This is a genomic window from Bradyrhizobium sp. 23AC (assembly GCF_054863025.1).
The window spans coordinates 1-14,477 of record NZ_JAVAYN010000009.1 but is presented as its reverse complement, the minus strand read 5'-3'; the positions used below and the strand labels follow the sequence as shown (position 1 = coordinate 14,477).

Below are 14,477 nucleotides of genomic sequence, written 5' to 3'. Positions count from 1 at the left end.
GACGCCCCGGGAATCACGCCTTCGCAGGCCTGCGGCTGCACGATCTCCCGCAACGGCGACAGTGCCGTGAACGCAACGCGCGCTCGCCGCGACCAATGGCGATCACGGCCGAGGCGCGGGGGAATCGGATGCTGGACGCCCAACAATTGATGTGGACGCAGATTGCCGCCGGCGTCGCCGTGCTTCTGTTTGGATTGACGCTGTTCAATCTGGTCCGCATGCGGGGCCGGATGCAGGCCGCGCGGAGCTGGGACAAGGTGGAGGGCGTCATCACGGTCTCCACGGTCGATCAGCCGGCGACGCACGCCTCGGACGATCAGAACGACGCCAAGCCCGTCATCCGCTATCGCTATCAGGCCGGCGGCCAGGAGCTGGAAAGCGACAAGGTCTTTGTCGGCGGCCAGGTCATCACGACGCGGGTCCTTGCCGCAAAACTGATCGGACGATATCCGGTCGGCGCGCATGTCGACGTCCATGTCGATCCGAAGCAACCAACCGAGGCGCTGCTCGAACCTGCTGCCGCGCAGAACCTCGCGGCGCTGGTGGCGTTCACCATCGTGTTCGGCGTCATTGCCGCCACGCTCATCGCGCATTCGCTGGCGGGGCACGTGCTCTACACCAGCAACGGCGTTCCGCTGTTCGCGTTCGCGCTGCCGATCATCGTGCTCGTGGGCGGCGTGTTCTGCCTCGCAGCGTATGTCCGGACGCGCCGGCTGGCGAGCGCCAGCCTGCACTGGCCGACGGCGGCCGGCAGGGTCACCCATTGCGACGTGATCGAGGAAATCATCGAGGAGAAGAACGACGACGACAAGTCACGATCCAGCAAGCTCCAACACCGCTATCAAGTCGACCTCCGCTACGCCTACAGGGTCGGCAAGCGCGACTTCGTCGGCACCGAAGTCGATTGGGGCGGCACCATGATCTCCGGGCTGCGCGAGGTCGCCGAAAAGGCCCCGGCGAAATATCGTCCCGGGCAGAACGTCAAAGTCTACTACGATCCGGAACAGCCGGGACATGCGGTGCTGGAGCCTGCGAGCCGGGAAGGCGCGCTGGGGCCGCTGATCGGTGCCGCGGTCTGCGCGGTCGTCGGAGGCCTTTTCCTGACGATCCTGATCAAAATCGGGTTCGCATAGAGGCGCTTGATGCGGCTCACCCCTTCGGCGGCGCCAGCGGCTGCACGATCTCCTGGAACGGCGCGAGCGCCTCGCAGCGCTCGGCGTGCGCAGCCAGCGTCGGGTAACGCGACGCGTCGAACAGTTGCGGATGCGCCTCGCGAGTGAAGCAGACGACGCAGGTCACCGCGATGTCCGCGTGACCGATGCGCTCACCCAGCCAGTATGGCGTCGTCACCTTGGCGCGCTCGGCCTCCAGCACCTTCAGCACGTCGCCAATCTGCGCCTGGCAACGCTCGACCCACAGCGCGAGCTGCTCCTTCCGCAGCACGCGTTCATAGAGCAGGCTCACCGCCTTGTCGCCGAGACCGGAAGCGAGCGCGCAGATGCGCAGATGCTTCCGCCGTTCGGCGCCGGTGCGCGGCAGCATCGCCTTCTCCGGCCCGACAAGTTCGTCGAGATAATCCAAAATGATCGTGCTCTCGATCAGCGCCTCGTCGTCGTCGAGCACCAGGGTCGGCACGCGCCGCAGCGGATTGTACGGCGCGATCTTGTCGGCGTCGCCGAAGGTCGACCACGGCCGGTGCTCGAAAGCGAGCCCGTAAAGCCGCAGCGCAATCGCGACGCGGCGGACGAAGGGGGAATCATATTGGCCGATCAGGAACATGGGTCTTGCGCCTCTCAGTCGAAGGTCCCGGCAGGGCCGTCCAGTTCATCGTCATTGCGCGCCACCTGCAACAAATATCTTTGAAGGAGAGCATTGCGTTTGGCGCCTCGCTGCCGGTGCTCGCCTATGGCGAAGTGTGGTAGCGCGGGGGGATTCACCTGCCGGTCGGAGCAAGTGGGGATGCCGCTGCGCGTTGATGCGCCGATTGGAAGAGCGACGGCGGCGCCCACACCGTCATTGCGAGCGCAGCGAAGCAATCCAGAATATTTCCGCGGAGACAGCCTGGATTGCTTCGCTGCGCTCGCAATGACGGTGTGGAGGCAGCCGCGTGCTATTCGATGATCGGCACATGCCTCGCCGCCGTACGCGGCGCCGTGCCGTCCAAGCGTGGATCGTCGGCGATTTCGATTTGGCGCCAGAACGGACGAAATCCGGAACGCTGATAGAACGCGACGGCTGAGGGATGATCGAACGTGCAGGTATGCACCCAGGCGCGGCGGAGGTCCCGCGACCACGCAATCTCCAGTGCACGGTTCATCAGGAAGCGGGCGGCACCCGTGCCGATCAAGCCGGCGGTGACGCCGAAATAGACCACCTCGCACTCGCCGGTTTGACGGAAATCCAGCTCAAGCAGGCCCTCGTCGCGACCGTCCACGAGCAGTGCGTAGACTTCAATCCCCGGCGCATGGATGATTGCGGCGAGCGCGGCGTCCGTCATGCGGGCTCGCGAGAACCACAGCCACTCTTCGCCGACGCGGCGGTAGAGATCGCGATACCAGTGAAGTGCGGGGGTGTCGATCTTGCGCAGGGACCACGCGCCTGGCGGATCGTCACGGCGTGCGGGAGGTCCGGTCATTTCGAGATGGGTGACGACGGCGGCGATCTTGCCGGCGGGCACGTCGGAATAGCCGTCGGGGAGGGTCATTGCGGTTCCTGTGGAGCCGAGCGCGAGCTACATATTCTTTGTCGTCCCGGCGGAGGCCGGGACCCATAACCACGAATTTGGATTGTTTGGCGACGTTGGAACGACGAGTCCCGTTCGCAACATCTGCTGCGGAGTATGGGTCCCGGCTTTCGCCGGGACGACCAAAACTACCCCTCCCCCTCGTCGCTCGCCAGCACGCCCTTCACCGCCCTCGCCCAGCCCGCGAGCTTCCGCTCACGCGTTGCCTGGCTCATGTTGGGCTTGAAGCGGTGTTCGAGGCGCCAGTTGTCGGCGAATTTGGTGGGCTCGGGATAGACGCCGGCCTGGAGGCCGGCGAGATAGGCGGCGCCGAGGGCCGTGGTTTCCTGGATCACGGGGCGATCGACCGGCGCGTCCAGCAAATCCGCGAGGCGCTGCATGGTCCAGTCCGATGCGGTCATGCCGCCGTCGACGCGGAGCACGACGCTGGCGGTTTCCGAGCTTGGCCAGTCGGCGCGCATCGCGGCCCAGAGGTCAAAAGTCTGGTAGCAGACGCTTTCGAGTGCGGCGTGGGCGAGTTCGGCGGGGCCGGTGTTGCGGGTGAGGCCGAACAGCGCGCCGCGCACGCGGGGATTCCAATAGGGCGCGCCCATGCCGACGAAAGCCGGGACCAGATAGACGCTCTGCATGGAGTCGGACTGATCCGCGAGCGGGCCGGTCTCGGCGGCGTGCTTGATGATGCCGAGGCCGTCGCGCAGCCATTGCACCGCTGAGCCGGCGACGAAGATCGAGCCTTCGAGCGCGTAAGTGCGTTTGCCATCGAGCTGGTAGGCGACAGTGGTGAGCAGCTTGTTCTTCGACGCGACCGGCGTGGTGCCGGTGTTGAGCAAGGCAAAGCAGCCGGTGCCGTAGGTGGACTTCATCATGCCTGGACGGAAGCAGGCCTGGCCGATGGTGGCGGCCTGCTGGTCGCCGGCGATGCCTGAGATGGCAATCGCGCCGCCGAACAGATCGGGCGTGCTTTCGCCGAAGCGGGCGGAGGAATCCTTCACCTCGGGCAGCATCGAGCGCGGCACGCCGATGATCTCCAAGAGTTCGTCGTCCCACTGTCCGGTATGGATGTTGAACAGCAGCGTGCGCGAGGCGTTGGTGGCGTCGGTGGCGTGCACCTTGCCGCCGGTGAGACGCCAGAGCAGATAGCAGTCGACGGTGCCGAACATCAGCTCGCCGCGCGCGGCGCGCGCCCGCGCGCCGGGGACGTGGTCGAGGATCCATGCGACCTTGGTGCCGGAGAAATAGGGGTCGATGATCAGGCCGGTCTTCTGCGAGATCACGGGCTCGCGGCCGTCGGCCTTGAGTTTGGCGCAGATGTCGGCTGTGCGGCGGTCCTGCCAGACGATGGCGCGGTGCACGGCCTGGCCGGTGGCGCGGTCCCACACCACGGTGGTCTCGCGTTGATTGGTGATGCCGATCGCCGCGATGTCCTTCGCGGTGATGCCGGCCTGCTCGATCGCCTCGCGGCAGACCATCACCGTCGAGGTCCAGATGTCCTCAGGCTCGTGCTCGACCCAGCCCGAGGCCGGAAAATGCTGCGGAAACTCCTGCTGCGCCTTCGCCGCGATGGATATATCGCCGCGAAACACGATCGCGCGCGAGGAGGTGGTGCCCTGGTCGATGGCGAGGACGAAAGACATGGCGCTTACCCTGGCGTTTAGCTTGGCGTTTCCCTGGAGGGAGTGATTGTGTCGCACCAAAGGGAGCGGATTAGGGCGGGAAGGTCAAGGTTGGATGCGGGGCCCAGCCCAAGCTCAGTCGTCGTTCCCGCGAACGCGGGGACCCATAACCCCAGGGAGTGATTATGGGGCGAGCTGCCAACTCCGAGTCCTCGCCAAACCACTCCCTGTGGTGGGTCCCGGATCTGCGCTTACGCTTGTCCGGGACGACCAGTGGAGAGACGGGAGTGCGACCTTACACCGCCGCCGTGGTCACGCCGCCGTCGATGACGATGGTCTGTCCGGTCATGAAGCTCGAAGCATCGGAAGCGAGATAGGCGACCGCGCCGGCGATCTCGTCGGGTTCGCCGATGCGGCGCAGCGGCGTGGTGGCGGTGCGGCGCTTCAGCATGGCTTCGTCTTCCCACAGCGCGCGGGCGAAATCGGTCTTGACGAGGCCGGGCGCGATGCAGTTGACGCGGACGCCTTTCGGGCCCCACTCGCCGGCGAGCGAGCGGCACAGCGCGAAGTCGGCGGCCTTCGAGATGCCGTAGGCGCCGATCACGGTGGAGCCGCGCAGGCCGCCGATCGAGGAGATGATGACGACGGAGCCGCCTCCGCGCTCGGCCATTTGCGGGATCGCGAGCGCGGAGAGCCAGATGTTGCTCTTGACGTTCGAGCCCATGATCTTGTCGAAAGCCTCATCGGTGATATCGAGCAGCGGGCCGTAATAGGGATTCACCGCGGCGTTGCAGACGAGGATGTCGATCTTGCCGTAATGCTTCGTGGCGCCCGCGATCAGCGCCTCGACCTCGGCCTTGCGCGCGATGTTGCAGGGAATGACGGTGGCATCGCCGCCGGAAGCGATGATGCCGTCGACGACCTCCTTGCAGGCGTCCGCCTTGCGCGAGGAGACCACGACCTTGGCGCCCAACTTTGCGAGCAGCTCGGCGGAGGAGCGGCCGATGCCGCGGCTGGAACCGGTGACCACGGCGACCTTGCCGGTGAGATCGAACGGGGTGTTTTTCATTGTTGTTGGGCTCCGCTGACGCCATTTACTCGGTGTCATCGCCCGACTTGATCGGGCGATCCAGTATTCCAGAGGCGGCGCGGCTTGAATCGAGAAGCCGCGGCGTACTGGATCCCCCGCTTTCGCGGGGGATGACAGTCGTTGCTTGGCCTCAGATCAACCCGCCACCATCCGCGACGCGGCGCTGGTGGTAGTCGGTGTCGCCGAACGAGTTCTCGATCATGGTGAGGCGCTTGAAGTAGTGGCCGATCTTCGCCTCCATGGTCATGCCGATGCCGCCGTGCAGCTGGATCGCCTGCTGTCCGACGAATTTCAGCGACTTGCCGATCTGCACCTTGGCCGCGGCGATGGCGTTGGAGCGCTCCTTGGCGTTCTCGAAATCACCAGCCATGGTCGCGAACATCGACATCGAGCGGGCCTGCTCGGCCGCGACGAACATGTCGGAGGCGCGATGCTGCAGCGATTGGAACGAGCCGATCGCGACGCCGAACTGTTTTCGCGTTTTGATGTATTCGACCGTGGTCTTGAGCGACTCGTCCATCAGCCCGACCGCTTCGGCGCAGAGCGCAATGCGGGCCTCGTCGACCACGCGCTCGATCAACGCCAGGGAATCCTCGGGGTTGCCGAGCACCGCGTCGGGGCCAACCTCGACGCCCGTGAGGGTAATGTCGGCGGCGTGCAGGCCGTCCTGGGTCGGGTATGACTTTTTGGTCACGCCCTTGGCGTTCGCCGGCACCAGGAACACGCCGATGCCCGCCTTGTCGCGGCGCTCGCCCTTAGTACGCGCGGTGACGATCAAGGTGTCGGCATTCTCGCCGTTGAGCACGACGAATTTTTCGCCGTCGATGACCCAGCCGTCGCCCTTCTTCTTCGCGGTGGTCGAGACGTCGAAGAGATCGTAGCGCGAGTTCTTCTCGAGCTGGGCAAAGGCCAGCGTCTTGCTGCCGTCGATGATGCCGGGCACGTGCGCGGCCTTCTGCGCGTCGGTGCCGGCATGGCGCAGGAAGCCGCCGCCGATCACGACCGTTGCCAGATACGGCTCGAGCACCAGCGCCTTGCCGAGCGCTTCCATCACGATCATGGTCTCGACGCCGCCGCCGCCGAAGCCGCCATCGGCCTCGCTGAACGGCAGGCCGAGCAGGCCCTGCTCGGCGAGCTTGAGCCAGACCGTTTTGCTCCAGCCGCCCTTCTCCTTCATGTACTTCTTGCGCTGCTCGAAATCGTAGGAATCGGTCAGCAGGCCGTCGATGCTTTCCTTGAGAAGCCGCTGCTCCTCGTTCAGATCAAAATCCATGTTTCTCTCCAAATCGGCGGGGATTGCCCTGCCGTCGCCTCATCCTCAAACGTCATCCCCGCGAAGGCGGGGATCCAGTAAACGCAGCCGCCTGCCGTCCTCACGACCGCCGCGGCGTACTGGGTCCCCCGCCTTCGCGGGGGACGACACCGTCATTGTTGATTCACAGCCCCAGCACCGCCTTGGCGATGATGTTGCGCTGGATCTCGTTGGAGCCGCCGTAGATCGAGACCTTGCGGTTGTTGAAGTAGCTCGGCGCGATCTGGGCGGTCCAGTCCATGGCTTCGTTCGAGCCGTCGTCGCCATGCACGTCGTAGGGCGCGGCGAACGGGCCGATCACTTCCATCAGCAGCTCGGTGGTGGTCTGCTGGATCTCGGAGCCCTTGATCTTGAGCACCGAGGAAGCCGGATTGGGCTTGCCCTTGCCGTGCTTGCCTTCGTCGGCGACGACGCGGAGCTGGGTGAGTTCCAGCGCCTTCAGCTCGATCTCGCAGGCTGCCAGCTTCTCGCGGAACGCGGCGTCCTGGATGATCGGCTTGCCGCCGGATTCCACCTTGCCGGCGAGATCGCGGATGCGGCGCAGCCGCTCCTTGGAGACGCCGACCCGGGCGATGCCGGTGCGCTCATTGCCGAGCAGGAATTTTGCGTAATCCCAGCCCTTGTTCTCCTCGCCGATCAAATTCTCGTAGGGCACCTCGACGTCGTCGAAGAAGACTTCGTTGACCTCGACGCCGCCATCGATGGTCTGGATCGGACGCACCGTGACGCCTTTCGACTTCATCGAGAACACGATGAAGGAGATGCCCATCTGCTTCTTGGCGCCGGGATCGGTGCGGCACAGGCAGAAGATCATGTCGGCGTGCTGGGCCAGCGTGGTCCAGGTCTTCTGGCCGTTGATGATCCACTTGTCGCCCTTGCGCTCAGCCTTGGTCTTGAGCGAGGCAAGGTCGGAGCCGGAGCCGGGCTCGGAGAAGCCCTGGCACCACCAGTCATCGACATTGGCGATGCGCGGCAGGTACTGCTTCTTCTGCTCCTCGTTGCCGAAGGTGTAGATGACAGGGCCGACCATGCTGACGCCGAAGGCGAGTGGCTGCGGCGCCGGATAGGACTGCAGCTCCTCGTTGAAAATGTAGTGCTGCACGCTGGTCCAGCCGGTGCCGCCATATTGCTTGGGCCAATGGCTGACGCCCCAGCCCTTCTTGTTGAGAATGCGCCACCACGTCACCATCTCGTCCTTGCTGAGGTGACGCCCCTCGACCATCTTGCGCCGCGTATCCGGCGGCACGTTGTCGCGGAAGAACTGCCGCACTTCCTCGCGAAACGCCTGCTCTTCTTTCGTGAATGCGAGATCCATCGGATCCTCCTGTGAATTACTGCAAAATCTCGAACAAGCCGGCCGCGCCCATGCCGCCGCCGACGCACATGGTGACCACCGCGTACTTCGCCTTGCGGCGGCGGCCCTCGATCAAAGCGTGGCCGGTGAGGCGCGCGCCGGACATGCCGTAGGGATGGCCGACCGCGATCGCGCCGCCATCGACGTTGATCTTGTCGGGGTCGATGCCGAGCTTGTCGCGGCAATACAGCACCTGCACCGCGAAGGCTTCGTTCAGCTCCCAGAGACCGATGTCGTCGACGGTGAGGCCGTGGCGCTTGAGCAGGCGCGGCACGGCGAAGACCGGACCGATGCCCATCTCGTCCGGCTCGCAGCCGGCCGAGACGAAGCCGCGGAAGATGCCGAGCGGCTTGAGGCCGCGCTTGGAAGCTTCTTTGTCGCTCATGATCACGGAAGCGCTGGCGCCGTCGGAGAGCTGGCTGGCATTGCCGGCGGTGATCGAAAAGCCCTCGCCGCGCACGGGCTTGAGGCCGGCGAGGCCTTCGGCCGTCGTTTCCGGGCGCGGACCTTCGTCCTGCGACAGCGTGACGTCCTTCATCGACACGGCGCCGGTCGCCTTGTCGGTGACTGCCATCTGCGTCGTGATCGGCGCGATCTCGTCCTTGAACTTGCCGCCCTGTTGGGCCGCAGCCGTGCGGCGCTGGCTCTCCAGCGAATATTCGTCCTGCTTCTCGCGCGAGATGCCGTAGCGTTTGGCGACGACTTCCGCCGTGTCGATCATGGGCATGTAGACCTCGCCCTTGATCTTGAGCAGCGCGGGGTCCTGGGCGTGGAAGCCGTTCATCTTGTCGTTCTGCACGAGGCTGATCGACTCGCCGCCGCCGCCGACCGCGATCTCGACGCCGTCAAAAATCACCGAGCGCGCGGCGAGGGCGATGGCCTGCAGGCCCGAGGCGCATTGCCGGTCGATCGTGGTGCCGGCGACGGTGACGGGCAGGCCGGCGCGCAGCAGCGCCTTGCGCGCGATGTTGCCGCCAGTCGAACCCTGCTGCAGCGCCGCGCCCATCACGACGTCCTCGATCTCCTTCGGATCGACCTTGGCGCGCGCGACGGCTTCGCCGATGGCGTGGCCGAGCAGAGTTGCGCCCTCGGTGGCGTTGAGCGCGCCGCGATAGGCCTTGCCGATCGGGGTGCGGGCGGTGGAAACGATGACGGCGTCGGTCAAGAACGAGCTCCTGATGCGGTTTTAGTGGATTGTGACGGTTTCTGCTGCTGGCGCAATTCGTGGCGCGACAATTTTCCGACCGGCGTACGCGGCAGGTCGTCGACGAACTCGACCTCGGCCGGCAATTCGTGCTTGCCGAGCTTGCCAGTGAGTTGCGCGCGCAGCTCGTCGAGCGAGAACGGCTTTGCCTCCGGCTTCAGCTTGATGAAGGCCTTCGCGGCCTCGCCGCGGTACTGGTCGGGAATGCCGAGCACGATCACCTCGTGCACGCCAGCAATGGTGTAGATCGCCTGCTCGATCATCTGTGGATAGACGTTGAAGCCGCCGGAGATGATCATGTCCTTCTTGCGGTCGACCAGGAAGAAATAGCCGTCGCCGTCGACATAGCCGATGTCCCCGGTGAGGAAGCGGCCGTCGACGAAGGCGTCCGTGGATCCCTCCGGTTTGTTCCAATAGCCCCTGGTGACGTTCGGACCCTTGATGCGGATCTCGCCGACTTCGCCCGGCGAAAGCACGCGCTTGGGATCGTCGAGCGCGACCACGTCGAGCTCGATGCCGGGCAGCATCAGGCCGATCGAGCCGGGCTTGTCGGGGCCGGTGGGCGGATGGCCGGTGCCGGGCGAGCAGGTCTCGGTCATGCCCCAGCCGCTGCGCAGCTTCTTGCCGACCTTGCGCTCGAAGAAGTTGGCGATCTCCACCGGCAGCGGCGCGCCGCCGGAGCCGATGGTGGCGAGCGAGGAGAAGTCGCGCTTGTCCAGATCGGGCAGCGCGGCGATCGCGATCCACATCGTCGGTACGCCCGGAAAATAAGTCGCGCGCTTGACCTCGATGTCGCGCATGACGGCTTCGACGTCGAAGCGCTGATGCAGCGAGATCAGATTGCCGCGGCTGAGCGAGGACAACAGCACCACGGTCAGCGCGTAGATGTGGAACAGCGGCAGCACGCAGATCACGTGCTCGATCGTCTCGCCCCGCGCGGCGCGCGATGGCTTGCCCCAGACGTCGTAGATCGACACCGCCGAGGTGAGATTGCCGTGCGTCAGCATCGCGCCCTTGGGCAGGCCGGTGGTGCCGCCGGTATATTGCAGCAGCGCGACGTCGTCGGCAGTCACGACCGGCCACTCTGCCGGCGCGCTCGCGCCCTCGACGAAGGACTTGAACGTGACGATGCGGGGATCATCCGGGATCGCCGCCTGCGGCGTGCCGATCTTGCCCCAATGATCGTCCTCGCAGACGACGAGGCGGTCGATCAGTCCCTTTTCAAGGAACTTCAGCGCGGTCGGCAGCAGGGCGGCGAGATTGGAGGTCACGAGCAGGCGCGAGCCGGAATCGGAAACCTTGTGCGTCAGCGCGATCTCGCCGTCGAGCGGGGAGAGATGCGCGAGGCGGCTGCCTGCCTTCAGCGCGCCGAAGAAATTGACGGGATGGTCGGGCGTGTTGCCGAGGAACAGCGCGATGGAGGAGCCCTTGCAGCCGGCGCGCAGAAACGCCGCCGCCGCGCGCTCGGCCTGAGCTGCGAGCTCCGTGTATGTGATCGGGCGATCTCGAAATTCCAGAGCGGTGCGCGGGCCGTAATCGGCGGCAGCTTTCGACAGCAGGTCAGGCAGCGAGCCCTGAGCGATGGGGTCGTCCCAACGCACGCCCTCGGGATAAAACTGTTCGCCGGGATGGGTCATTGGCGATCGATACTCTGCAAAACGGTAGTCGCCGGGTCGTGTGAGGTGGGCACCGGCGGACGGGCTCCCTTCCCCCTTGTGGGGAAGGGTTGGGGACGGGGGTAGCCACAAACACTGACCTCGCCCGGGGCCACCCCCCTCCCTGCCCCTCCCCCACAAGGGGGGAGGGAACGGAGAGAGCTTTGTCCGGAGCGCGACATTGCAGCGGCACCCAATCCGATCACGCCGCCTTCGACGCCGCCGCCAGCGAGGCGAACGTCTTGCCTTCGGCCGCGAGCTTCTTCAGCAGCGGCGCGGGCTCGAGGCTGGGGTCGTTGGTCGCCTTGGCGTAGAAGGCCAGGCGATCGGCGATGTGCTTGAGGCCGACGCTGTCGGCCCAGAACATCGGGCCGCCGCGGTAGATCGGCCAGCCATAGCCATAGAGCCAGACCACGTCGATGTCGGAGGGACGGGCGGCGATGCCCTCTTCGAGGATCTTCGCGCCCTCGTTGATCATCGGATACATCATGCGCTCGAGGATCTCGTCATCGCTGACGACGCGCTTCTTGCGGCCGAGACGGGCAAGCGTCTCGTCGATCAGCTTCTCGACCTCCGGATCGGGCAGCGCCGAGCGGCTGCCGGCTTCGTACTTGTAGTAGCCCTTGCCGGTCTTCTGGCCGAAGCGGCCGGCTTCGCACAGCGCGTCCGCGATCTCCGACTTGATGCCGCGGTCTTTCCGCGAGCGCCAGCCGATGTCGAGGCCGGCGAGGTCGCCCATCGCGAACGGTCCCATCGGCATGCCGAACTTGGTGACGACAGCGTCGACCTGCTGCGGCAACGCGCCCTCGAACAGCAGCTTCTCGGACTGCTTACCGCGCTGCGCCAGCATGCGGTTGCCGACAAAGCCGTCGCAGACGCCGACCACGGCCGGCACCTTCGCGATCTTGCGCGCGATGTTCACCGCGGTGACCAGCGCATCCGGCGCGGTCTTGTCGGCGCGCACGATCTCGCACAGCTTCATGACGTTGGCCGGCGAGAAGAAGTGCATGCCGAGCACGTCCTGCGGACGCTTGGTCGACTTCGCGATCTCGTCGATGTTGAGATACGAGGTGTTGGAGGCGAGCACGGCGCCGGGCTTGACGTACTGGTCGAGCTTGCCGAACACTTCCTTCTTCACCGCCATGGTCTCGAACACGGCTTCGATGACGAGGTCAGCATCGCCGACATTCTCGATGCCGACGACGCCGTTGATCAGCGCCATGCGCTTGGCGGGCGCGTCGGCCGGGATGCCGCCGCGCGCGGCGGTCGCTTCCCAGTTCTTCTGCATGATGCCCATGCCGCGCTTGAGCTGCTCCTCGCCGGTCTCGATCAGGGTGACGGGAACGCCGGCATTGGCAAAGGACATCGCGATGCCCCCGCCCATGGTGCCGGCGCCGAGAATGGCGACCCGGTTCACGGGACGCGACTTGGTGCCGTCAGGAACGCCCGCGATCTTGGCAGCCTCGCGCTCGGCGAAGAACGCATAACGCTGCGCCTTCGACTGATCGCTGGCGACGAGCTTCAGAAAACCCTCGCGCTCCTTCTTCAGGCCTTCGTCGAAAGGTAGGTCAATGGCGTAGCCCACGGCGTCGGCGGCAGCGAACGGCGCTTCCAGGCCGCGCGATTTCTTGGTCATAGCGGCGACTGCATTGGTGAAGATCGAGCGGTCGGCCTTGGCCGCCGCGATCTTGGAATCGTCGTCGCGCAGGAGCCGCAGCGGGCGCTTCTCGGCCAGCAGCTTGCGCACGAAGGCCTCGCCGCCCGATGCCGGCCCCTCGATGATCTCCTCGATCAGGCCGTTCTTGAGCGCTTCCGCAGCACCAATGGGATCACCGCCGACGATCATCTTGACAGCGAGCTCGGGACCGACCGCGCGCGGCAGGCGCTGGGTGCCGCCGGCGCCCGGCAGAAGTCCGAGCTTCACCTCGGGCAGGCCGAGCCTGGCCTCTTTCACCGCGACGCGGAAATGGCAGGCGAGCGCGACCTCGAGGCCGCCGCCGAGAGCGGTGCCGTGGATCGCTGCAACCACCGGCTTGGGCGAATTCTCGATCTCGGACAGCACGTCGTTGAGGGCGGGCGGCTTCGGCGGCTTGCCGAATTCGGTGATGTCGGCGCCCGCGATGAAGGTGCGGCCGGCGCAGGTCAGCACGATGCCCTTGATGGCGGGATCGGCGACGGCGGCCTTGATGCATTCCAGGATACCACCGCGGACCGCGGCACTCAGCGCGTTGACCGGGGGGCTGTCGACGGTGACGATCCCGACTTCGTCATGACGCTCAAGCTTGACCACTTCGCTCACGGTGTTCCCTCCTTGGTGGGGATTTACTTTTGTTCGATTTCGCGGTGCGGAATTTAATTCCGCATCTTGACGGCAGGGTTATTTTGAAGCACGTGGCTTGTCAACGACTCCGCGCAAGAAGCAGATCAGGGATGAAGCGTACAGGAAAGAAGACTGCGACCGATCGGAATTTCGTCGTCGCGCTTTCCCGCGGACTGGACGTATTGCGCGCATTCCACCCCAATGACGGCCTTCTCGGCAATCAGGAGATTGCGGCTCGCACCAACCTGCCGAAGCCGACCGTGTCGCGGCTGACCTACACCTTGACCAAGCTGGGCTATCTTGCGCCGGTTCCCCGCTTCGAGAAGTACCAGCTCACACCCGCGGCGATGTCGCTCGGCTACGCCGCGCTCGCCAATCTCGGCGTTCGGCATTTGTCCGAGCCGTTCCGCGAGGACGTGATGCGCGCGACCGGCGGCGCCGTCGCCGTCGGCGGCCGCGACCGTCACAGCATGATCTATTTCGGGCAAAGCCGCGGCAGCGAGACCGTCGGGGTTCAACTTGACGTCGGCTCCCGCGTGCCGATTGCAACCAGCGCGATGGGCCGCGCCTATTTCTGGGCGCTCGACGACGCGGACCGCGCAGACCTGTCGCGCCTCTTGCGCGAACATTACGGCAGCCGCTGGCCCAAGATGCGCGACGGGCTGGAACGTTCCGGCGAAACCGTCGCGAAATACGGTTTTGCGATCTCCGTCGGCGACTGGCACGACGACATCGGCGCCGCCGGCGTCGCACTCAGGCTCAACGACGGAACCGGTCCCTACGCATTCAATTGCGGCGCGCCCGCATTCCGCTTCACGGAAGAGCGTTTGATCAACGACATTGGACCGCGTCTCTTAGCGATGGTAAGGAACATCGAAGCGGCGCTCGGGGGTCTAATGCCGCATTCCAAAAAAGACGTCAGCAAAAAGCTGAAATCAGGAGGAAAAGTTGCGCGTGTGGCCGAGGGATTCAGATAGCCTTTGTCATCATCGGGAGCGGTTCGCATCGCTCCTTCGCTCACTGAATGACGTGAGCGAGACGAGATGACGCAGGCACAGCTCGCGCAGGGGACATCGCCCCTGCTCGCGGTTCGCGACGTCAGCGTCGTGTTCGGCGGCATCATCGCGCTCAACGGCGTGTCCTTCGACATGCACAAGGGCCAGATCCTCGGCTTGATCGGCCCCAA

At 65.4% G+C, this 14,477-nt stretch carries 12 protein-coding genes and 1 pseudogene; 4 read left to right on the top strand and 9 right to left on the bottom strand.

Going from position 1 to position 14,477, the window contains the following annotated elements:
* Positions 1–128: 128 nt before the first annotated feature.
* Positions 129–1,133 carry a DUF3592 domain-containing protein gene (locus RAD10_RS21775; RefSeq protein ID WP_461619203.1) on the top strand — a complete coding sequence of 335 codons (1,005 nt, stop codon included), beginning with the start codon at positions 129–131 and terminating at the stop codon, positions 1,131–1,133.
* 16 nt (positions 1,134–1,149) lie between these two features.
* On the opposite strand, the gene RAD10_RS21770 is transcribed toward RAD10_RS21775, so the two are convergent.
* Positions 1,150–1,779, bottom strand: coding sequence for a glutathione S-transferase family protein (locus tag RAD10_RS21770; RefSeq protein WP_461619202.1), 630 nt, complete (start codon positions 1,777–1,779; stop codon positions 1,150–1,152).
* Between the two features lie 5 nt (positions 1,780–1,784).
* Between RAD10_RS21770 and RAD10_RS21765 the strand changes: the two genes are divergently transcribed.
* On the top strand, positions 1,785–1,922 hold the full coding sequence (locus RAD10_RS21765; RefSeq protein WP_461619201.1) for a hypothetical protein: 138 nt from the start codon (positions 1,785–1,787) through the stop codon (positions 1,920–1,922).
* A gap of 188 nt (positions 1,923–2,110) precedes the next feature.
* On the opposite strand, the gene RAD10_RS21760 is transcribed toward RAD10_RS21765, so the two are convergent.
* The 8 genes from RAD10_RS21760 to RAD10_RS21725 form a co-directional block, all read right to left on the bottom strand.
* Positions 2,111–2,704 carry a GNAT family N-acetyltransferase gene (locus RAD10_RS21760; RefSeq protein WP_461619200.1) on the bottom strand — a complete coding sequence of 198 codons (594 nt, stop codon included), beginning with the start codon at positions 2,702–2,704 and terminating at the stop codon, positions 2,111–2,113.
* A 167-nt stretch (positions 2,705–2,871) separates the two neighbouring features.
* On the bottom strand, positions 2,872–4,377 hold the full coding sequence (glpK, locus tag RAD10_RS21755; RefSeq protein WP_104462086.1) for a glycerol kinase GlpK: 1,506 nt from the start codon (positions 4,375–4,377) through the stop codon (positions 2,872–2,874).
* A 274-nt stretch (positions 4,378–4,651) separates the two neighbouring features.
* A complete protein-coding gene (locus RAD10_RS21750) occupies positions 4,652–5,425 on the bottom strand; it encodes an SDR family NAD(P)-dependent oxidoreductase (RefSeq protein ID WP_461619199.1) in 774 nt (257 codons plus the stop codon).
* A 151-nt stretch (positions 5,426–5,576) separates the two neighbouring features.
* Positions 5,577–6,719 (bottom strand): pimeloyl-CoA dehydrogenase small subunit, encoded by a 1,143-nt coding sequence (gene pimD / locus RAD10_RS21745; protein WP_461619198.1) that lies wholly within the window; start codon positions 6,717–6,719, stop codon positions 5,577–5,579.
* Positions 6,720–6,882: 163 nt separating this feature from the next.
* Complete coding sequence (gene pimC / locus RAD10_RS21740; RefSeq protein WP_018318818.1) at positions 6,883–8,073, bottom strand: pimeloyl-CoA dehydrogenase large subunit; 1,191 nt, start codon at positions 8,071–8,073, stop codon at positions 6,883–6,885.
* A 16-nt stretch (positions 8,074–8,089) separates the two neighbouring features.
* Positions 8,090–9,277: an acetyl-CoA C-acyltransferase gene (locus RAD10_RS21735; protein WP_461619197.1), complete on the bottom strand. Its 1,188-nt coding sequence runs from the start codon at positions 9,275–9,277 to the stop codon at positions 8,090–8,092.
* Positions 9,274–10,953 carry a dicarboxylate--CoA ligase PimA gene (gene pimA, locus RAD10_RS21730; RefSeq protein ID WP_461619196.1) on the bottom strand — a complete coding sequence of 560 codons (1,680 nt, stop codon included), beginning with the start codon at positions 10,951–10,953 and terminating at the stop codon, positions 9,274–9,276. The genes RAD10_RS21735 and pimA overlap by 4 nt, the downstream gene beginning before the upstream one ends.
* A 220-nt stretch (positions 10,954–11,173) precedes the next feature.
* Positions 11,174–13,270, bottom strand: a complete 2,097-nt coding sequence (locus tag RAD10_RS21725) for a 3-hydroxyacyl-CoA dehydrogenase NAD-binding domain-containing protein (protein ID WP_461619195.1) — start codon at positions 13,268–13,270, stop codon at positions 11,174–11,176.
* A gap of 131 nt (positions 13,271–13,401) precedes the next feature.
* Between RAD10_RS21725 and RAD10_RS21720 the strand changes: the two genes are divergently transcribed.
* Both RAD10_RS21720 and livG read left to right on the top strand, forming a co-directional pair.
* Positions 13,402–14,268, top strand: a complete 867-nt coding sequence (locus RAD10_RS21720; RefSeq protein ID WP_028142130.1) for an IclR family transcriptional regulator — start codon at positions 13,402–13,404, stop codon at positions 14,266–14,268.
* A gap of 66 nt (positions 14,269–14,334) precedes the next feature.
* Positions 14,335–14,477: pseudogene (gene livG / locus RAD10_RS21715) on the top strand (high-affinity branched-chain amino acid ABC transporter ATP-binding protein LivG); the annotation flags it as partial.

Coding starts and splice junctions, on each gene's coding strand:
- RAD10_RS21775 (WP_461619203.1), top strand. CDS start 129: ATGCTGGACGCCCAACAATTGATGTGGACGCAGATTGCCGCCGGCGTC.
- RAD10_RS21770 (WP_461619202.1), bottom strand. CDS start 1,779: ATGTTCCTGATCGGCCAATATGATTCCCCCTTCGTCCGCCGCGTCGCG.
- RAD10_RS21760 (WP_461619200.1), bottom strand. CDS start 2,704: ATGACCCTCCCCGACGGCTATTCCGACGTGCCCGCCGGCAAGATCGCC.
- glpK (WP_104462086.1), bottom strand. CDS start 4,377: ATGTCTTTCGTCCTCGCCATCGACCAGGGCACCACCTCCTCGCGCGCG.
- RAD10_RS21750 (WP_461619199.1), bottom strand. CDS start 5,425: ATGAAAAACACCCCGTTCGATCTCACCGGCAAGGTCGCCGTGGTCACC.
- pimD (WP_461619198.1), bottom strand. CDS start 6,719: ATGGATTTTGATCTGAACGAGGAGCAGCGGCTTCTCAAGGAAAGCATC.
- pimC (WP_018318818.1), bottom strand. CDS start 8,073: ATGGATCTCGCATTCACGAAAGAAGAGCAGGCGTTTCGCGAGGAAGTG.
- pimA (WP_461619196.1), bottom strand. CDS start 10,953: ATGACCCATCCCGGCGAACAGTTTTATCCCGAGGGCGTGCGTTGGGAC.
- RAD10_RS21720 (WP_028142130.1), top strand. CDS start 13,402: ATGAAGCGTACAGGAAAGAAGACTGCGACCGATCGGAATTTCGTCGTC.